The sequence below is a fragment of the Hymenobacter daeguensis genome (assembly GCF_054780555.1).
The window spans coordinates 1-18240 of record NZ_BAAGWC010000011.1; the positions used below are offsets into that span (position 1 = coordinate 1).

At 62.9% G+C, this 18240-nt stretch carries 17 protein-coding genes; 13 read left to right on the forward strand and 4 right to left on the reverse strand.

The window, feature by feature from the left end:
* The first annotated feature begins 104 nt into the window (after positions 1 to 104).
* Entirely contained in the window at positions 105 to 3524 is a 3420-nt protein-coding gene (mfd, locus tag ACYVHT_RS13270) for a transcription-repair coupling factor (protein WP_460552384.1), read from the forward strand.
* Between the two features lie 45 nt (positions 3525 to 3569).
* On the opposite strand, the gene ACYVHT_RS13275 is transcribed toward mfd, so the two are convergent.
* Positions 3570 to 3935 (reverse strand): VOC family protein, encoded by a 366-nt coding sequence (locus ACYVHT_RS13275; RefSeq protein ID WP_460552387.1) that lies wholly within the window; start codon positions 3933 to 3935, stop codon positions 3570 to 3572.
* A 102-nt stretch (positions 3936 to 4037) separates the two neighbouring features.
* On the opposite strand from ACYVHT_RS13275, the gene ACYVHT_RS13280 reads away from it, so the two are divergent.
* From ACYVHT_RS13280 to ACYVHT_RS13290, 3 genes are read left to right on the forward strand one after another with little or no spacing between them, the layout of a single operon-like run.
* Positions 4038 to 4742 carry a DUF6624 domain-containing protein gene (locus tag ACYVHT_RS13280; protein ID WP_460552390.1) on the forward strand — a complete coding sequence of 235 codons (705 nt, stop codon included), beginning with the start codon at positions 4038 to 4040 and terminating at the stop codon, positions 4740 to 4742.
* A 9-nt stretch (positions 4743 to 4751) separates the two neighbouring features.
* Complete coding sequence (locus ACYVHT_RS13285; RefSeq protein ID WP_460552393.1) at positions 4752 to 5204, forward strand: GNAT family N-acetyltransferase; 453 nt, start codon at positions 4752 to 4754, stop codon at positions 5202 to 5204.
* Between the two features lie 57 nt (positions 5205 to 5261).
* On the forward strand, positions 5262 to 6746 hold the full coding sequence (locus ACYVHT_RS13290) for a PAS domain-containing protein (RefSeq protein WP_460552396.1): 1485 nt from the start codon (positions 5262 to 5264) through the stop codon (positions 6744 to 6746).
* Between the two features lie 88 nt (positions 6747 to 6834).
* On the opposite strand, the gene ACYVHT_RS13295 is transcribed toward ACYVHT_RS13290, so the two are convergent.
* Positions 6835 to 7530: a DsbA family oxidoreductase gene (locus ACYVHT_RS13295; RefSeq protein ID WP_460552399.1), complete on the reverse strand. Its 696-nt coding sequence runs from the start codon at positions 7528 to 7530 to the stop codon at positions 6835 to 6837.
* A gap of 275 nt (positions 7531 to 7805) precedes the next feature.
* Between ACYVHT_RS13295 and ACYVHT_RS13300 the strand changes: the two genes are divergently transcribed.
* From ACYVHT_RS13300 to ACYVHT_RS13320, 5 genes are all read left to right on the forward strand, one after another.
* On the forward strand, positions 7806 to 8804 hold the full coding sequence (locus tag ACYVHT_RS13300; RefSeq protein WP_460552402.1) for an aldo/keto reductase: 999 nt from the start codon (positions 7806 to 7808) through the stop codon (positions 8802 to 8804).
* A gap of 120 nt (positions 8805 to 8924) precedes the next feature.
* Positions 8925 to 10013, forward strand: coding sequence for a glutamate 5-kinase (proB, locus tag ACYVHT_RS13305; RefSeq protein WP_460552405.1), 1089 nt, complete (start codon positions 8925 to 8927; stop codon positions 10011 to 10013).
* A gap of 127 nt (positions 10014 to 10140) precedes the next feature.
* The gene (locus tag ACYVHT_RS13310) at positions 10141 to 10938 is read left to right on the forward strand and encodes a hypothetical protein (protein ID WP_460552408.1); all 798 of its coding nucleotides are present in this window, start codon (positions 10141 to 10143) and stop codon (positions 10936 to 10938) included.
* Between the two features lie 66 nt (positions 10939 to 11004).
* Positions 11005 to 12261: a glutamate-5-semialdehyde dehydrogenase gene (locus tag ACYVHT_RS13315; protein ID WP_460552410.1), complete on the forward strand. Its 1257-nt coding sequence runs from the start codon at positions 11005 to 11007 to the stop codon at positions 12259 to 12261.
* Between the two features lie 12 nt (positions 12262 to 12273).
* Positions 12274 to 12759, forward strand: coding sequence for a YdeI/OmpD-associated family protein (locus ACYVHT_RS13320; protein ID WP_460552413.1), 486 nt, complete (start codon positions 12274 to 12276; stop codon positions 12757 to 12759).
* Positions 12760 to 12883: 124 nt separating this feature from the next.
* Here ACYVHT_RS13320 and ACYVHT_RS13325 read toward each other — a convergent pair whose 3' ends face one another.
* Complete coding sequence (locus ACYVHT_RS13325; protein WP_460552416.1) at positions 12884 to 13330, reverse strand: DUF2141 domain-containing protein; 447 nt, start codon at positions 13328 to 13330, stop codon at positions 12884 to 12886.
* A 202-nt stretch (positions 13331 to 13532) separates the two neighbouring features.
* Between ACYVHT_RS13325 and ACYVHT_RS13330 the strand changes: the two genes are divergently transcribed.
* The 3 genes from ACYVHT_RS13330 to ACYVHT_RS13340 all read left to right on the forward strand — a co-directional run bounded on the left by ACYVHT_RS13330 (position 13533) and on the right by ACYVHT_RS13340 (position 15978).
* Positions 13533 to 13979: an META domain-containing protein gene (locus ACYVHT_RS13330; protein WP_460552419.1), complete on the forward strand. Its 447-nt coding sequence runs from the start codon at positions 13533 to 13535 to the stop codon at positions 13977 to 13979.
* A 106-nt stretch (positions 13980 to 14085) separates the two neighbouring features.
* Entirely contained in the window at positions 14086 to 15417 is a 1332-nt protein-coding gene (locus tag ACYVHT_RS13335; RefSeq protein WP_460552422.1) for an NAD(P)/FAD-dependent oxidoreductase, read from the forward strand.
* A gap of 90 nt (positions 15418 to 15507) precedes the next feature.
* Positions 15508 to 15978, forward strand: coding sequence for a DUF2721 domain-containing protein (locus ACYVHT_RS13340; RefSeq protein WP_460552425.1), 471 nt, complete (start codon positions 15508 to 15510; stop codon positions 15976 to 15978).
* Positions 15979 to 16086: 108 nt separating this feature from the next.
* Here ACYVHT_RS13340 and ACYVHT_RS13345 read toward each other — a convergent pair whose 3' ends face one another.
* Positions 16087 to 16680, reverse strand: coding sequence for a DUF4136 domain-containing protein (locus ACYVHT_RS13345; protein WP_460552428.1), 594 nt, complete (start codon positions 16678 to 16680; stop codon positions 16087 to 16089).
* 423 nt (positions 16681 to 17103) lie between these two features.
* Between ACYVHT_RS13345 and ACYVHT_RS13350 the strand changes: the two genes are divergently transcribed.
* Positions 17104 to 17937 carry an alpha/beta fold hydrolase gene (locus tag ACYVHT_RS13350; RefSeq protein WP_460552431.1) on the forward strand — a complete coding sequence of 278 codons (834 nt, stop codon included), beginning with the start codon at positions 17104 to 17106 and terminating at the stop codon, positions 17935 to 17937.
* The last annotated feature ends 303 nt before the right edge of the window (positions 17938 to 18240 follow it).

Sequence of the window (18240 nt, forward strand, 5' to 3'; positions counted from 1 at the left end):
TCGTGTCCTTTCTCGCTTTTTGGCATGTGGCCGCCGCCCTCGATTGGCTCCGCTGATAATTGTCCTCACGCTCTAGTTCATTTGCTCCCCTAGCCTGATTTTTTGTGCAAGTAGCCGACTTTCTTCGCCTCTATCGCCTATCTCCCGAGCTGCAAACGCTGGCCGCGCGCCTGCGCGAGGCCAGCAAGCCTGCCGCTGCGGAGGGCCGGCCGCGCCTGCACCTGCGCGGCCTGGTGGGCAGCCAGGATGCCGTGGTGGCGGCGGCCGTGGCCCAGCCGCAGCACCCGCATCTGTTCATTCTGCACGACAAGGAGGAAGCGGCCTATTTCCTGTCCGACTTGCAGCACCTGTTGCCGGAGGGGCCTGAGGTGCTGCTGTTTCCAAGCTCCTACAAGCGAGCCTACCAGTTTGATGAAACGGAAAACGCCAACGTGCTGATGCGCGCCGAGGCCCTGAACCGGCTGAACACCACGCGGGCGGCCACGACGGGCAACAGCGTGTTCATCGTGACCTACCCGGAGGCGCTGACGGAGAAGGTTATCAACCGACAGAGCCTGGTAAAGAACACCTTTAATGCGAAAGTGGGCGACAAGCTGGACGTGAATTTCCTGGGCGAGCTGCTGGGCGAGTACGACTTTGAGAAGACGGATTTCGTGTACGAGGCGGGGCAGTACGCCGTGCGCGGCGGCATTGTGGACGTGTTCAGCTACGCCAATGAGCTGCCGTTCCGGCTGGAGCTGTTTGGCGACGAGATTGAGAGCATTCGGACGTTTAATCCCGAGACGCAGCTGTCGGTGGAGGCACGGCCCAGCATCAGCATTATCCCGAACGTGCAGACCAAGATGCTGCACGAAACGCGGGAGGCTTTCTTCGATTTTCTGCCCCAGACGGCCTGCGTTTGGGTGAAGGACGTGCGGCAGACGCTGGACGTGGTGAGCGAACTGTACGAGAAGGCCGAGGCCAACTTCCAGCAGATGCTGGCCGAGGCGCACGGCATGCAGATTGTGAGCAAGCCGGCCGATTTATTTGAGTCGGGCAAGAATTTCAAGAAGCTGCTCGATGGATTTGCGGTGGTGGAATTTGGGAAGCGCTTCCATTTCAAAAATGCCGAAACGTTCCAGTTTTCGGCCAAGCCGCAGCCCAGCTTCAACAAGGAATTCGAGCGCATGGCCAAGAACCTGCGCGAAAACCAGCTGCGAAATTTCACCACCATCATTGCCTCCGACACCGTGCGGCAGGCCGACCGGCTGCGCACGATTTTCGACGAGCTGGACAACAACGTGCAGTTTCAGCACCTGCTGCTGGCCCTGCGCGAGGGCTACGTGGACGAGCAGCTGGAGCTGGCCGTGTATACCGACCACCAGCTGTTTGAGCGCTACTACCGGGCGCAGGAAACCCGGAAGTTCTCGAAGAAAAAGGCCCTGACTTTGCGCGAGCTGAAAACGCTGCAGCCCGGCGACTACGTGACGCACCAGGACTACGGCATTGCGCGGTTTGCGGGGCTGACGCAGGTGGACATCAACGGGCAGACGCAGGAGGCCATCCGGCTGGTGTACCGCGACGACGACGTGCTGACGGTGAGCATTCACGCCCTGCACAAGATTGCCAAATACAGCGGGGCCGAAGGCTCGCCGCCGACCATGAGCAAGCTGGGCTCGCCGGAGTGGGAGAACAAGAAGAAGTCGGTGAAGAAGAAGGTGAAGGACATTGCGGCCGACCTTATCCGGCTGTATGCCAAGCGGAAAACGGCACCCGGCTTCGCCTTTTCGGTGGATGGCTTCCTGCAGGCCGAGCTGGAATCGAGCTTCATCTACGAGGACACGCCCGACCAGGCCAAGGCCACCGAGGACGTGAAAAACGACATGCAGCAGCCCCACCCCATGGACCGGCTTGTCTGCGGCGACGTGGGCTTCGGCAAGACGGAAGTGGCCATTCGGGCGGCCTTCAAGGCCGTGGCCGATGGCAAGCAGGCGGCCGTGCTGGTGCCCACCACCATTCTGGCCATGCAGCACTACAAGACCTTCCGCGACCGGCTGGCCACGCTGCCCGTGACGGTGGAATACATCAACCGCTTCAAAACCACCAAGCAGATTAAGGAAACCCTGGGCCGCGTGGCCGAGGGCAAGACGGACATCCTCATCGGCACGCACCGGCTGACCAACAAGGATATTAAGTTCAAGGACCTGGGTCTGCTGGTGATTGACGAAGAGCAGAAGTTCGGGGTGAAAACCAAGGACAAGCTGAAGGAGCTGAAGGTGAACGTGGACACGCTCACGCTCTCGGCCACGCCCATTCCGCGCACGCTGCACTTCTCGCTGATGGGCGCGCGCGACCTGAGCGTGATTGCCACGCCGCCGCCCAACCGCCAGCCGGTGAACACCGAGCTGCACGTGTTCGACGAGATTCTGATTCGCGACGCGGTGGCGCGGGAGCTGAAGCGCGGCGGGCAGGTGTTTTTCGTGCACAACCGCGTGAAAGACCTCGACGAGCAGGCCGCCATGATACTGCGCATGGTGCCCGACGCCCGCATCACCACCATTCACGGGCAGATGGAGGGCGACATGCTGGAAAAGCGCATGATGAAATTCGTGGAAGGCGAGTACGACGTGCTGGTGAGCACCAACCTGATTGAGTCGGGCCTCGACATCCCGAACGCCAACACCATCATCATCAACCGCGCCCACCTGCACGGCCTGAGCGACCTGCACCAGATGCGCGGCCGCGTGGGCCGCTCCAACCGCAAGGCCTACTGCTACCTGCTCACGCCGCCGGTGGCCAACCTGCCCTCCGACGCCCGCAAGCGCCTGAGCACGCTGGAGGAGTTTTCGGACCTGGGCGCGGGCTTCAACGTGGCCATGCGCGACCTCGACATTCGCGGGGCGGGCAACCTGCTGGGCGGCGAGCAGTCGGGCTTCATCAACGACCTGGGCTACGAAACCTACCACCAGATTCTGGACGAGGCCGTGACCGAGTTGAAGGAAACCGAATTCCGCGACTTATTCCTCGGCGACTCCAACCAGCGCCTGCAAATGGCGGCCGGCGCGGGCCGCAAGCAGGACTGCAACGTGGAGACGGACCAGCAGGTGCTCATTCCGGAGAAGTACGTGAGCAACGTGTCGGAGCGCCTGCAGCTCTACGCCAAGCTCGACCGCGCCCAGAAGCCGGAGGAGCTGCGCAAGCTGCTGGCCAGCATGGTGGACCGCTTCGGGCCGCTGCCGCCCGAGGTGGAGCAGCTGGCCGACATCGTGCGGCTGCGCTGGCAGGCCTGCAAGGTGGGCTTCACCAAAATCACGCTCAAGCGCGACACGCTGAAAGGCTACCTGGCGGCCGACGACGACCACAAGGCCTACTTCCAGGGCGAGCAGTTCGGCACCATCCTGAACTACGTGCAGACGCACCCGCGCACGGCCAAGCTGAAGGAGCACAAGGAGCAGCTCATCGTGACGTTTGAGGAAGTGCGCTCCATTCAGCAGGCCAAGCGCGTGCTGAGCGAGCTGGGCAGCGAGGAAGCCGTGACGGCGTAACCATTCGACGACAAACGGCCGTCATGCCGCGCATGCTCCAGAGCCTTATCCGGCGAACTGCCCGATGTGCCAGAGGATGCCCGAAGGGTCGTGCAGGAAGCATTCTTTGCCCCAGTCGAGGCTTTTGACCGGTAGCAGCTTCACGCCGGGGTAGCGGGCGGGCAGGTCGAGGGCGGCGAGCTGCTGCCAGTAGTGGTCCACGTCGGCTACTTCGAGAAAAACCATGGTGTTATCGACCCAGTCGCGCACGTAGGCATCCTGCAGGTAGAATCCGAATTCGCCTTTCTGGAGCAGCGACAGGGTGGGAGACAATATGATTTCCTGAAAGCCCAGCGCGGCGTAAAACTTGCGCGAAACGGCGAAATCGCGCGCGCCGAGAAAAGGGCGAATAGATTTGATGGCAGGTTCCATGGGCGGCGGCAGATGAATGCGAAAGATAGAATTAAAATGCGTTGCCATGTTTAGCGTTTGAACGGTTCTGAATCTTCGCCCTGTGCATTGTAAATAATAAAAATGAAACGCCTTCTGCCATTACTCCTCACGCTGCTACTGCTCGGCCTGCTGCCGCTGATGGCCGCCGCTCAGGCAACGCCTGGAAACCCGCGCCTGAAGCAGGAGCTGGACAGCATTTACGCCGTGGACCAGAAGTGGCGCAGCATGCTGTTTGACCCGCGCCGGCGCTTCCGGCCCGATTCCCTGGCCCGGGCGCTGGGCGTGACGCGCGAGAGCCTGCCCACCTACATTCCGCGCCAGCTGCTGCGCACGGACTCGCTGAATATTCTGCGCATCCGCACGATTCTGAAGCAGTACGGCTACCCCGGCAAAACCCTGGTGGGCGAGCCCACCAACGAGGCCGCGTGGTACGTCATCCAGCATTCGGAAGACATCGGCAAGTACCTGCCGCTCATCAAAAAAGCCGCCAGCAAGGGCGAATTGCCCTTCTACCTCTACGCCCAGATGCTGGACCGCCAGCTCATGCGCGAGGGCCGGGAGCAGCTTTACGGCACGCAGGCCATGGGCTACAACGTGCTGAACCCCGCCACCGGCCGCCGCGAGGGCCAGCGCCCGTTCATCTGGCCCATTCGGGATGCGGCCGGAGTGAATGCGCGCCGCCAGAAGGCCGGCTTTACCAATACCGTGGAGCAGAATGCGGCCATTATGGGCATTCCCTACCGCGTGGTGACCTTGCAAGAGGTAGCCAAAATGCCCAAAAACTAACGTTTCCTTATGACCATCCGCTGGCACTGCATTCCCTTCGAATCCTTTCCGCCCCTCATTCTCTACGATGTATTGCGCCTGCGCTCCGAAGTATTCGTGGTGGAGCAAAACTGCGTGTACCAGGACATTGACCGCCAGGACCCCGACGCGTTTCACCTGCTGGGCTACAACGAAGCCGGCGAGCTGGCCGCCTACGCCCGCCTCTTCGATGCCGGCAAGTGCTACGCGGAAGCCAGCATCGGGCGCGTCATCGTGGCGCCGGCGTTTCGGCAGTATGGCCTGGGCCGCGAGCTGATGCGGCAGGCGCTGGCGCACTCGGAGGCGCTGTTTGGGCCGCAGGCCAACAAGATTGGGGCCCAGCAGCACCTGGAGGCGTTTTACAACGAGTTCGGGTACGAGCAGTGCGGGCCGATGTACGTGGAGGACGGCATTCCGCACATTCCGATGCGGCGGCTGGTGTAGTCCATTTTCGCAAAATCTGCGTATTTCGCAATCCGTTGCTGTCTTTCCGAACTCCGTATGCCTGCCATTTCGCCCGACCTGCTATCCATTTTCAGCGCCCTGCCCAGCGCCAGCCTGCTGCTTTCGCCCGACCTAGTGATTGAAGCGGCCAGCGACGCCTACCTGACAGCTACCGACACGAAGCTTGCCGACCTGGCCGGGAAGTACGTATTTGACGTATTTCCCGACAACCCCAGCACCCCGGAAGTGCACAGCGTGCGCAACGTACGCGCTTCGATGCAGCAGGCAATTGCCACCGGGCAGCCGCACGACTTGCCCGTGCAGCCCTACGACACGCCCGACCCGGCACAGCCGGGCCGGTTCATCGAGCGCTACTGGCAGGCCCGCAACGTGCCGGTGCTGGACGAGCAGGGCCGCGTGACGCACCTCATCCACACCGTAGTCGACATCACGGCTCAAACCCGTGAGGCCCAGCAGGTGCACGATGCGCAGGTGCGTGAGCAGGCCGCCCGCGAAGCCGCCGACTGGCAGCGCAGCGAGCTGGCCCGCATTTTTGAGCAGGCGCCGGTAGCCATTGCTACCTATCGGGGGCCCCGGTTCGTGATTGAGCTGGCCAACCCGCTGGTGCTGAAGCTCTGGGACCGCACGCCGGAGCAGGCCATTGGCACCCCGCTGTTTGAGCTGCTGCCCGAAATCACGGGCCAGGGTTTCGACGACCTGCTCAACCATGTGATGGCCACCGGCGAAAACCATGTGGCCAAGGAAATGCTTTCCACCATTGTACGCAACGGCCAGCCCGAGTCGGTGTACTGGGACTTCGTGTACCTGCCGCTGCGCGAAGACGACGGCACCATCACGGGGGCCATGGTGGTGGCCACGGAAGTGACGGCACAGGTGCAGGCCCGCCAGCAGATTCAGGACCTGAACCACCAGCTGGCCGCCGTGAACCAGGCCCTGCAGGAAAGCAATGCCGAGCTGCTGACCAACCAGGAAGAAGTGCTGAAAGTACAGCAGCTTCTTGAAGGCAACGTGGCCGAGCGCACCCGGCAGCTGCGCCATGCTCTGGCCGAAGCCGAGCTGCAGCGCGCCAACGCCGCCCAGCAGCAGCGCCTGCTGGGGCAGATTCTGGGGCAGGTGCCGGCCAGCATTGCCACGCTCAGCGGGCCGGAGCACCGGTACTCGTTCTTCAACGAGCACTACCAGGAGCTGTCCGGGGGCCGCACGCAGCTGGGGCTTACCGTAGCGGAAGTATTTCCGGAAGTGGTGGAGCAGGGCTTCATCGAGCTGCTTGACCAGGTTTATGCCACGGGCGTGCCCTTCAAGGGCCGCGAAACGCCGGCCCAGCTGTTCGACCCCGCTACGGGCCGGCCCGAGCCTCGCTACGTTGACTTCATTTACCAGCCGCTGCTCAGCGAGCAGGGCCAGACGCTGGGCGTGCTGGCCTTCATCATCGATGTGACGGAGCGGGTGCTTGCCCGCCAGCAGGCCGAAGAGCTCGCGGCCCAGCTGCGCGCCGGCGCGCCGGGAGCGGAGGAGGCATAGAATGAGTGAAAAGAGACGTCCTGCCGGGCGCAGCCGAAGCATCTCGGCTGCGCCCGGCAGGACGTCTCTTTGCGGGCTTCTTACCGGACTACACGTCGCAGCCGTCGGGGCCGCAGGCCGCGCCATCGGCCACCATCGTGAGCTTTGGCTTGAATTCGTCGTACACCTTTTCCAGCACTTCGGCGAAAAGCTCGGGCTGCTGCGCGCCCGATACGGCGTACTTGTCCTCAAACACGAAGAAGGGCACGCCGCGCACGCCAATCTGCTGGGCCTGGTACTCGTCGAGGCGCACGGCGTTGGCGTAGGTGCCGGCCAGCAGGGCTTCGCGGCTTTCGGCGGCGTCGAGGCCCACTTCGGTGCCGAGCTTTACCAGGGTTTCGAGGTCGCCCACGTTCTGGCCTTCGAGGTAGTAGGCGGCCATGAGGCGCTCCTTGGTGGCATCCTGCCGGCCGTGGTGCGCGCCGAGGTGGATGAGCTGGTGGGCCAGGAAAGTATTGGCCGGAATAACGCGGTCGAAGTCGTAGTGCAGGCCGATTTCGGCCGCGGCTTTGGTCACGTAGTCGCCCATGCTGCGGGCTTCGGCGGTGGACACGCCTTTCTTGCGGGCCAGGATTTCGTGAATGCTTTCGCCGGGCGTGGGCTGGGAGTTGGCATCGAGCTGGTAGCTGTGCCAGACGACTTCCACCTCGTCGCGGTGGGCAAAGCCGGCGAGGGCTTTCTCAAACTTGCGCTTGCCGATGTAGCAGAACGGGCACACCACATCGGACCAGATTTCAACTTTCATGTCGTGAGGAATTTGGGAGGCTACGGAAGTGGCTACAAGAAGCGGAGGCGGGGAAAAGTTTCGGCAACTGGGTTTGGGCGAATTAGAGAGTCGTCTGTCATCCTGAGCGCAGCGAAGGACCTTATGACCGCTGAACGGTTGGCAGTAGCTCAAGCAGTGTGGGCGTGAGAAGGTCCTTCGCTGCGCTCAGGATGACAAGCGCCTACCACTCTCCCACAACCTTCGCCTCAAAACCCCGGTTAACCAACTTCGCATTCACCAGACCACCTTCTCTCATGGAATTTCAAAAATTAGGCTCCTCCGACGTTTCCGTTTCGCGCATCACCTTTGGCAGCTGGGCGGCCGGCGGCTGGATGTGGGGCGGCACCGAGCAGAACGACGCCGTGGGCGCCATCCACGCCAGCTACGATTTGGGCGTGACCAGCATCGACACCGCGCCCATCTACGGCATGGGCTTCAGCGAGGAAATCGTGGGCGAAGCCATCAAAACCCTGCCCCGCGACAAGGTGCAGATTCTGACCAAATTCGGCATGCGCTGGGACGAGGTCAAGGGCGACTTCGCCATGAAAACCAGGGACAACCAGGGCCACGACCTCGACGTGTACAAGTACGCCGGCCGCGACAGCATCATCCGGGAATGCGAGGACAGCCTGCGCCGCCTCGGCACCGACTACATCGACCTCTACCAGCAGCACTGGCCCGACGTGACCACCCCGATTGACGAAACGATGGAAGCCCTGAGCCGCCTCATCGAGCAGGGCAAGGTGCGGGCCGGCGGCGTGAGCAACTACTCGGTGCCCCAGCTGCAGGAGGCCGAAAAAACCATCAGCCTCGCCTCCAACCAGGTGCCTTACAGCATGGTGCGCCGTGACATCGAGAAAGATGTGGTGCCGTACTGCATTGAGCACAACAAGGCCATTCTGGTTTACAGCCCGCTGCAGCTGGGTTTGCTCACCGGCAAAATCAGGCCCGGCCAGGAGTTTGCCGAAGGCGACCTGCGCCGGGGCCACCGCCTGTTCACGCCCGAAAACGTGAAGCGCGTGAATGCCCTGCTCAACAAAATCCGCCCGCTGGCCGAAACCAAAAACGCCACCCTCGGCCAGCTGGTGCTACGCTGGACGCTGGCGCAGCCCGGCATCACGGTGGCGCTGGTGGGCGCCCGCAACCCCGAGCAGGCCGTGCAAAACGCGAAGGCGATGGATTTCCAGCTCACGTTTGAGGAGGTGGACTTCATTAATAAGCAATTGCGCGAGCTGGAAGCGGCGGCGGTGTAAAACCAGTCTGTTGGAACGACGTGCCGAGCGCAGCCGAGGCACGACGGGCTTTTTTTGTGCTGCACGAAAACCCAGTGGGCGCTGCTAGCTTTGGCAGCGCCTTTTTCGCGCCTGCCAGCCATGCCCCTCCCCTATCGCCGCCTCGTTGTTAAAATCGGCTCCAACGTTCTCACCCAGGACAACGGCCTGCCCGACCTCGCCCGCATGGCCCACCTGGTGGACCAGATTGTGCAGCTCAAAGCCCAGGGCCGGGAGGTCATCGTGGTGTCGTCGGGCGCGGTGGCGGCGGGGCGCAGCCTCATCACCGTGCCCGCCCAGGCCGATGCCGTGCGCAGCCGCCAGCTGCTGGCCGCCGTGGGCCAGGTGAAGCTGCTGAGCACCTACGCCGAGCTGCTGGCCCGGCACCAGCTGCTCTGCGCCCAGGTGCTGGTAACCAAGGAGGATTTCCGCGACCGGCAGCACTACCTGAACATGAAAAACTGCTTTCAGGAGCTGCTGCAGCAGGAAGTCATTCCTATTGTGAATGAGAACGATGTCATCTCCGTCACGGAGCTGATGTTTACCGACAACGACGAGCTGGCCAGCCTCATTGCGGCCCAGCTTGATGCCGATGCGCTCATCATTCTGACCAACGTGGACGGCATTTTCACCGGCGACCCGCGCCTGCCGGAGTCGGAGCTGATTCGGGAGATTGCGCCCACCGACCGGGGGTTCGACACGTTCATCACCGCGCAGCGCTCGCAGTTTGGGCGCGGCGGCATGCTCACCAAGTGCCACATGGCCCACAAGGTGGCCAAGCTGGGCATCGGCGTGCACATTGCCAACGGCAAGGCTCCCGACATTCTGCCCGCCGTGCTGGCCGAAACGGCGGCGCACACCTGGTTTCGGCCCAGCAAAACGGCCTCTGGCAAGAAGAAATGGCTGGCCCATGCCCAGAGCGCCGTGAAAGCCACCGTGCAGGTAAACGCCGGGGCCCGCGCTGCCCTCAGCACGCCCGGCAAGGCCGTGAGCCTGCTGCCGGTGGGCGTGCTGAAGGTGGAAGGCCAGTTCCAGAAGGGCGACATCGTGCAGATTACCGACGAAGCCGGCCAGCCGCTGGGCCTCGGCATTGCCGAATATGGCGCGGAAAAAGCCCTGGAGCGGCTGGGCCAGCAGCATCAGCGCCCGCTGGTGCACTACGATTACCTGTTTCTGAACCCGGAGGGCTGAGCCGCGCCCGGCTCGTCCGCGCTGTTCCGGGTTTCATCCCTTGAAAATGAGGGCTGGGCATCGTTTTGGGGGCTTCGGGGCGGGGCGGGGCTAGGTTTGGGCAACCATTCACTCCCGGCCCCACACCATGCGCCCCACTGTCCGCTCCTTCGTCGTCAACGCCATCTGCCTCTACGTGGCGGCCTATCTGCTCACCATCATTCTGCACGAGCTGGGGCACGCCACCATGTCGTGGCTGCTGGGCGGCCGGCCGGTGCTCTACAATACTTCCGTCGAGAACACCAATAAAGCCCTTTCGGTCACGGCCCGGGTGCTCATTGCCGCCGCCGGCCCCGTGCTGAGCCTGGGGCTGGGCGGGCTGATGCTGGGGCTGGTACGGCGCAGCGCGGCGCGCGGCGCGGGCTACCTGTTCTGGCTATACATGGGCGTATTTGGCATCATCAATTTCTTTGGCTACCTGATGATTGCGCCGCTGGCCAAGGGCGGCGACACCGGCCAGATTGCGGCCCTGCTGCACGCGCCGGCCTGGCTGACCTGGGCCACGGCCCTGCTGGCGCTGGTGGTGCTCATTCGTCTCATCGGGAGCACGGGGGCGCTGTTTGCCGGGCTGCTGCCCACCGAATGGCAGGCCGATGCCACCGCCCGCACCGCCGGCCTGCGCGGCCTCATCGGGTGGCCCTGGCTGGTGGGCTCGGTGGTGCTGGTGCTGCTGGCGCTGCCCGCGCCGCATCCGGCCGTGGTGGCCAATATGTTTATGAGCCCGATGGTGCTGCGCCGCGCCTACGCCAACGCCCAAACCATGCTGCCCACGGCCGGGCTACCCGCCGCCGTCAGCAGCCTCGTGCCGCTGCAGTGGCTGGCCGTAGCCGCCACCGTGGCGCTGGCCGTGGGCTTCCGGCTGCTGCGCCACGGCATTGCCTGGTAGCCAGCGCCGCGCGTGGGCGCTTCGGGCACCAGCCCCGTTCTTTGCAGCCCGCTTACCTGCTGCCCGATGACGCCTGACTACTCCGCCCTTTTCGCCGCCGCCCGGCAGGCCAGCCGCGAGCTGGCCGCCTTCGGGCCCGCCGCTACCGATGCGCTGCTGCGCGACCTGGCCGATGCCACCGTGGCCGAAACCGGTTTTCTGCTGGCCGAAAATGCCCGCGACCTGGCCCTGATGCCCGAAACCAACCCCAACCACGACCGCCTGCGCCTCACCGCCGAGCGCCTCGCGGGCATGGCCGCCGACCTGCGCAACGTGGCCGCGCTGCCCTCGCCGCTGGGCCAGGTGATGAGCGAAAGCGAGCGGCCGAACGGCCTGCGGCTGCGCAAGGTGCGGGTGCCGCTGGGCGTGGTCGGCATCATCTACGAGGCCCGGCCCAACGTGACGTTCGACAGCCTCGCGCTGTGCCTGAAAACCGGCAACGCCTGCCTGCTGAAAGGCGGCTCCGACGCGGCTTTCTCCAACGCCGCGCTGCTGGCCGTGGCCCGGCCGGTGCTCCTGCGCCACGGGCTGAGCCCGGCCGTGGCCACCCTGCTGCCGCCCGACCGCGCCGCCACGGCCGCGCTGCTGGCGGCGGTGGGCTACGTCGATGTGCTGATTCCGCGCGGCAGCCAGTCGCTCATCAACTATGTGCGGGAACATGCACAGGTGCCCGTCATCGAAACCGGGGCCGGCGTGGTGCATACCTTCTTCGACGCAACCGGCGACCTGGCCACCGGCGCGGCCATCATTGCCAATGCCAAAACCCGCCGCGTGAGCGTGTGCAACTCCCTCGACTGCCTGCTAGTGCACGAAAGCCGGCTGGCCGAGCTGCCGGTGCTGGCCGCGCCATTGGCCGCCGCCGGCGTGCAGCTCTTTGCCGATGCCCCGGCGCGGGCGGCCCTCACGGGGCACTACCCGGCCGGGTTGCTGGCCCCCGCTGCGGAGGAACATTTCGGCACGGAGTTTCTGTCGCTGCGCCTGGCCGTGAAAACGGTGGCGTCATTGGCCGAAGCGCTGGACCACATTGCCCGGTTCGGCTCGAAGCATAGCGAAGCCATTATTTCGGAAGATGCCGCGAACGTCGAGACGTTCCTGAACGCCGTGGATGCGGCAGCAGTCTATGCCAACGCCTCCACGGCGTTCACCGACGGGGCGCAGTTTGGGCTGGGGGCCGAGATTGGCATCAGCACGCAGAAGCTGCACGCCCGCGGGCCGATGGGCCTGGAGGAGCTGACCAGCTACAAATGGCAGGTGCGCGGCACCGGGCAAGTCCGGAACGCCTAATTTCACCGCCCCATGCCCACTCACCTCACTTTCCGCGCCGTGCTGGAGCCGGGTGGCCCCAGCTTCATGCCCACCCAGACCATTGTGGTGCCGGCCGAAATCCTGGCCGCCCTCGGCGGCAAAAAGGCCAAGCGCGTTATCGTCACCATTCGGGGGCACGCGCTGCGGCTGGGCCTGCTGCTGCTGGAAGGCGGCGGGCGCTACCTCATGCTGAACAAAGACATCTGCCGGGAAGTGGGCATCGCGCTGGGCGACGAGCTGGAAGTCGCCATCGAGCCCGACCCCAACCCCGACTACGTGGAGCTACCCGAGGAACTGGCCGAAGCCTTCGCCGCCTGGCCCGAGGCCGAAGCGGCGTTCAACAAGTACAGCGGCTCGCACCGCCGCGCCATGGCGCGGCTGGTGGACGAGGCCCGGCAGTGCGAAACCCGCATTCGCCGCGCCGTGAAGCTCACCGAGAATCTCGCGCGGGGCCTGCACCCGTTTCGGGGCGACTGAGCATTAACGGTCATCCTGAGCGCAGCGAAGGACCTTCTCACGGCAGCACAACGCCTATGCTGCCGTGAGAAGGTCCTTCGCTGCGCTCAGGATGACCGAACTACTTCTTCAGCACGAGGCTGAATTAATCCTTCAGCACGATGCTGACGACTTTGCCCGGCCCATCGACCACAAACTTGCACTCGTCGAAACCGGGAGCGGCCACGGTGGGGCGAATGTTGTTGGAAAAAGCGTAGGGCTCGGTGGGAATGCCGAGAAAGTTCTTGTCGATTTTGTCGTTGTTGTTCATGTCCTGCGTGATAGCCACGGCCCATTCGCCTTTGGGCAGGTCGACAGGAATGGAAAACTCGCTTTTGCCGCCGGGCTTCACCGATTTGGAGAAGGCCCACTTGCCGCTTTTCAGGAACCCCTCGCGGGTGTTGTAGAAATAGAGCCGCACGGCGGCCGTGGTAGATACCAGCGCGGAAACCGTGACCGTGACGGAGGCCGTTTCGGCGGGTGGCGCGGCCGGCACGGCGGCACCTAAAACACTGCTACCAATCAACAACGAGCAAAGCGACAACACATTCATAAGCGGAATTATTGATTACGTGACAAATAGCGGGAAGTAGGAGCCCAACGCCTCTGCTTACGGGAAGAGTTCGAAAACAACCGGGTTTGCGGCAAACCCAATGGCTGCGGTGCCGTTTATTCGGGCGCAAGGCGCCCGGCGGGCGGGCGACATCTTCGTTTTTTCTCGCTATTATTACCGCCTCACGCTCAACCCTTTTCAGATGACTACCCGCTCCCTGCTTCCCCTGGCTTTTCTTACCGCTTTCGCCCTGGCCAGCTGCGAGAAGGAAGAAGTGGCCGCGCCCACCGAAGCCCCGCTGCTCGACACGCGCTGGCAGCTGGCCCGCGTCGATGACTTTCCGGTGGAAGCGTCCGGCTATTCGGAAACCGGCAAGTCTTTTCTCGAATTCGTGGCCTTGGGCAAGTGCACCGTGGGCCTGGGGCCGTGCAATAATTTCAGCGGGCGCTTCAGCCTGGGCAGCGGCGGGCATCTGAGCATCTCGGCCCAGATTCCGACCCGCGCCACCTGCCCCGTGCAGGCCCTCGAAACCAGCTACCTCGCCAATCTGGCCCTGACCAGCCGCTACGAAATCGGCGGCGGCGAGCTGCGGCTGTTCGATGCCACCACGGCCACGCCGCGGCTGGTGTTTCGGCGGGCGGGGCAGTAGGCGGGCGCGGGCCGCCTACACCCGGCCTTCATAAAGCAACCTCCCGCCCCCAATTCCGGTAAGCAGGCACGTTGCGGGCCGCCATCCGGCCGCGCATCTTTACTGCATGGAAGGGTTAACGAAAATAGACGACCTCGGCAAGCCGCGCGTGGTGATTGTGGGCGGCGGCTTCGGCGGCCTGGAGCTGGCCAAGGCCCTGGCCGATGCGCCGGTGCAGGTGGTGCTCATCGACAAGCAGAACTACCACGCCTTCCAGCCGCTGCTCTACCAGGTGGCCACGGCCGGGCTGGATGAAGGCGATATTGTGTCGCCGTTTCGCAAAATCCTCAACAACCAGGAAAATTTTTACTTCCGGCTGGCCGAAGTCACCAGCGTCGACGCGGTGGCGCAGGTGGTGGAAACCAGCATCGGCCTGCTGCGCTACGACTACCTGGTGCTGGCCACCGGCGCTACCACCAACTACTTCGGCGATGAGCTGATGGCCAAAAACGCCATCGCCATCAAGAGCGTGGAAGATGCCCTGGAGCTGCGCAATACGGTGCTGTCGAACTTCGAGCAGGCCCTTCAGCTCGGCGACTACGAGCAGCTGAACAGCATGCTGGATTTCGTGATTGTGGGCGGCGGCCCCACGGGCGTCGAAATTGCGGGGGCGCTGAGCGAGCTGCGCACCCATGTGTTTCCGAAGGACTACCGCGAAATCGACTTCAAGGAAATGGACATCCACGTGGTGCAGAGCGGGCCGGTGCTGCTGAAAGGCATGTCGGCCAACGCCTCGGCCAAGTCGCTGCAATACCTCGAAAAGCTGGGCGTGCAGGTGTGGCTCGATACGCGGGTGAAGTCCTACGACGGCTACACCGTGACGCTGAACAACGGCCAGAAGCTGGTGGCCCGCACCCTCATCTGGGCGGCGGGCGTGACGGGCGCGCCCATTCCCGGCCTCAACGACGACTGCCTGGTGTCGGGCAACCGCTACCTGGTGGATGAGTACAGCCGCGTGCACGGCTACGACAACGTATTTGCCATCGGCGACATCGCGCTGATGAAAACCGGGCAGTACCCCGACGGCCACCCCATGGTGGCCCAGCCCGCCCTGCAGCAGGGCCGGCAGCTGGGCGAAAACATCCATCGCCAGCTCAGCGGCCGGCTCATGGAGCACTTCGTGTATGCCGACAAGGGCGCGATGGCCACCATCGGGCGCAACCACGCCGTGGCCGACATCAAGCTTTTCGGCCGCGAAATTCACCTCGACGGCTTTATTGCCTGGCTGGCTTGGAGCTTTATCCACGTCATTTCCCTGGTCAGCTTTCGCAACCGCATCGCCGTGTTCTTCACCTGGGCCTGGAATTATTTCACGCAGGACAAGGGCCTGCGCTACATCATCGGCAAAACCAAAGCCCCGCTGGTGGAGCAGGACATGGAGGAGAAGGCCATTGTTTAATGATGAACGGTTGGTGCTTAATGATTAATAAAACCCATCTCTGCCTGAGTGCCCTTAATCATTAAGCACTACCCGTTAATCATTAAAAAGATGCCCCTCCCCGCCGGCACCCTCAGCATTCTCTCCGATATGTTTGCGCCGGCGGTGCTGGTGTCGGCCTGCGGCTCGCTCATTCTCACCACCTCGCAGCGCCTGAGCCGCAGCCTCGACCGGCAGCGCGCCGTGGCCCACAGCCTGCGCCACCACAAGCGCCACGCCCCCGCGCCCTCCCCCGGCGAGCAGGCCCACCTGAAGCTTCAACTCTCGTTTGCTGCCCGCCGGGCCCGCCTGCTCCAGCAGGCCATGACGGTGCTGCACCTCACGCTGGGCGTATTCATCGCCAGCATCCTCAGCATCGGGGTATTCGAGCTCACCCACAGCGCCGCCACCTGGCTCGTATCGGCCCTCAGCGTGCTGGGGACCGGGCTGCTGCTTTATGCCAGCCTGCTGCTCATCCGCGAGTCGCGCCTCGCCGTGGCCGATGTGGCGGAGGAAACGGCATATCTGCTGGAAGCAGAATAGACACCGGGCGCATTCCGCCTAAATCGCAGAATGCGCCCGATGGCAGACACGCACAAAACGCCTTCTGAACAGCTTCCGTTTCTATGCTGAGTTTCCAGGCTCGGCTGCTTATGAGCCCGTTTTCTCCTTCGGAAACTTGTCCAGAATGTCCTTGGCCGACTCCGAGAATTGCTTACCCAGGCGGGCCGGGTCGTCCACGGGGTCGGCCATCGAGCCGCGCCACACCAGGTTGTTGGTTTTCGCGTCGATGAAATCGAGCACCAGCGTGCCTTCGCGGTACTGCTCGGTGTGGGTGGTCTGGTAGTAGGCTGGCGAGTACCAGTAGCCGTAGTTCACGGGCAGCAGCGCCCCCCGGTAGCTTACGGCGTAGGGGTAGGCAAAGCCGGCGGGCGGCGGGTTGGTCACGGTGCGCTCGGCCTGCTCCACGTAGAGGTGCGTGGTGAGGTAGAAATCGGGGTTGCTCTGTACTTCCCGGATGCCGCGCTGGCTGAGCTCACCGGCAATGGCCTGCCTGATGCGGTCTTGCGCAATGGGGCTGCGCAGCAGCGGGTTCTGGTCGCCCTGGGTTTTCACTTCCGTGTCGGCCCAGGCAAAGGTGTGGTACTTATTGAAATTGACGCCGGGCTGCTGCTCGACGGTTACGGCGGGAGAGCAGGCACCAAGCCACAGCAGCAGCACCGCCCAGTAAAGAGAATATTTCATGGAAAAAACATAAGGGTGAGAGGAAATAAAGCATCCGGTTTACCCCCGTAGTCAGGCAAAAGTTATGGCTCAGCTTATCCGCCTCCACCGCGTCGTTTTTCCTTATCAGTCCACAAACGACCTCCCATTCAGCCAGGTAAATCTGCCGAAGTCCAGGCGCTGCACCAGCTCAGCCGTTGGGCTCACACCATCCAACGATAATATTTTATCATTAAATAATTATAATAAATAAAGCACACTTAAGTAAGTCATACCTCATCCATGAATTTTATTAACAAGTTGATTATTTGCGGTAAAATTCCGTCAAAAACTTACTTATAATACAATTTAGTGCGCTATTCATTGTTAATTAAATCCATAATCCTGACATTTGCGTTAGTCTTTTTCCCACCCCAATTTGTCTTCCGACTTTACTAGCTTTTTATGACACCATCGAATACTTCAATTCTGGAACGTAGCAACGTTACGATATCGGGCGCATCCGGCCCCAATACTCAAACCATCGTGTTTCTGCACGGCCTCGGCGGTGACCAGAACGACTGGCGCCTGGTGGCCCCGGCCTTCGAGGACCAGTACCAGGTGGTGCTGCTCGACCTGATTGGGGCCGGCAAATCCGACCTCAGCGCCTACAGCCACGAAACCCACGGCACCCTGAACGGCCACGCGTCCGACCTGCTCGACGTGCTGAGCGCCATGGCCCTGCACGATGTGGTATTCGTGGGCCACTCGGTAGCGGCCATGATTGGCGTGATTGCCGCCGTGCGCGAGCCCGACCGCTTTGCCAAAATGGTGCTGGTGTCGCCCTCGCCCCGCTTCATCAACGAGAAAGGCTACGCCGGCGGCTTCGAGCAGAAGGACATCAACGAGCTGCTGGCCGCCATGGAAGCCGACTACAACGGCTGGTCGCACGGCTTTGCCCCCGTGATGATGGGCCAGAACGAGTCGCCGGAGCTGGTGATGGGGCTTACCAACAGCTTCGTGCGTACCAATCCCGAAATCGTGAAGCACTTCGCCCGCGTCACCTTCTTCTCCGATACCCGCGCCGAGCTGGGCTTTCTGACCATCCCAACGCTCATTATTCAGTCGGCGCACGACATCATCGCGCCCCTGGCCGTGGGCCATTACATCAACGAGCAGCTGGCCGATAGCCGCATGGTCGTTATCGAAACCGGTGGCCACTGCCCCCACCTCAGCGCCCCCCAGAAAACCATCGGGGCGATGGATAATTTCCTGCACCACGAAACACGGCTGGGCTAGCCGCCACCCGCGCCCGCACCATTCGGCCCCTCCGCAAACCACCTGGTTTGCGGAGGGGCTTTTTGCTGCCGGACGGGGGGTAGCAGCTTTGGTTGGGTTTTTGATTTTTTACCCGGCGGCTGGTAGTCGGCCGCCGTGCCATTCGCCTCCCGGCATTCCTTATCCTCGCTGAATCAAACCATTACCTGTCGCTCCCCAAAAATGCTATGGCAATCAGCCGGCACTTTTCAATCCCAAATCCGGAAATTATTCTACATGGTGGAGCTTACTCGTGGCCGGTGATGCTGGCGGCCAGACCAAGAT

Bases quoted from the DNA above. Each gene is read 5' to 3' on its own strand.
- ACYVHT_RS13330 (WP_460552419.1), top strand. From the start codon at position 13,533: ATGACTACCCGCTCCCTGCTTCCCCTGGCTTTTCTTACCGCTTTCGCC.
- ACYVHT_RS13290 (WP_460552396.1), top strand. From the start codon at position 5,262: ATGCCTGCCATTTCGCCCGACCTGCTATCCATTTTCAGCGCCCTGCCC.
- ACYVHT_RS13295 (WP_460552399.1), bottom strand. From the start codon at position 7,530: ATGAAAGTTGAAATCTGGTCCGATGTGGTGTGCCCGTTCTGCTACATC.
- ACYVHT_RS13310 (WP_460552408.1), top strand. From the start codon at position 10,141: ATGCGCCCCACTGTCCGCTCCTTCGTCGTCAACGCCATCTGCCTCTAC.
- ACYVHT_RS13325 (WP_460552416.1), bottom strand. From the start codon at position 13,330: ATGAATGTGTTGTCGCTTTGCTCGTTGTTGATTGGTAGCAGTGTTTTA.
- ACYVHT_RS13280 (WP_460552390.1), top strand. From the start codon at position 4,038: ATGAAACGCCTTCTGCCATTACTCCTCACGCTGCTACTGCTCGGCCTG.
- ACYVHT_RS13340 (WP_460552425.1), top strand. From the start codon at position 15,508: ATGCCCCTCCCCGCCGGCACCCTCAGCATTCTCTCCGATATGTTTGCG.
- ACYVHT_RS13350 (WP_460552431.1), top strand. From the start codon at position 17,104: ATGACACCATCGAATACTTCAATTCTGGAACGTAGCAACGTTACGATA.
- ACYVHT_RS13345 (WP_460552428.1), bottom strand. From the start codon at position 16,680: ATGAAATATTCTCTTTACTGGGCGGTGCTGCTGCTGTGGCTTGGTGCC.
- ACYVHT_RS13315 (WP_460552410.1), top strand. From the start codon at position 11,005: ATGACGCCTGACTACTCCGCCCTTTTCGCCGCCGCCCGGCAGGCCAGC.
- ACYVHT_RS13300 (WP_460552402.1), top strand. From the start codon at position 7,806: ATGGAATTTCAAAAATTAGGCTCCTCCGACGTTTCCGTTTCGCGCATC.
- ACYVHT_RS13285 (WP_460552393.1), top strand. From the start codon at position 4,752: ATGACCATCCGCTGGCACTGCATTCCCTTCGAATCCTTTCCGCCCCTC.
- ACYVHT_RS13335 (WP_460552422.1), top strand. From the start codon at position 14,086: ATGGAAGGGTTAACGAAAATAGACGACCTCGGCAAGCCGCGCGTGGTG.
- ACYVHT_RS13320 (WP_460552413.1), top strand. From the start codon at position 12,274: ATGCCCACTCACCTCACTTTCCGCGCCGTGCTGGAGCCGGGTGGCCCC.
- ACYVHT_RS13275 (WP_460552387.1), bottom strand. From the start codon at position 3,935: ATGGAACCTGCCATCAAATCTATTCGCCCTTTTCTCGGCGCGCGCGAT.
- proB (WP_460552405.1), top strand. From the start codon at position 8,925: ATGCCCCTCCCCTATCGCCGCCTCGTTGTTAAAATCGGCTCCAACGTT.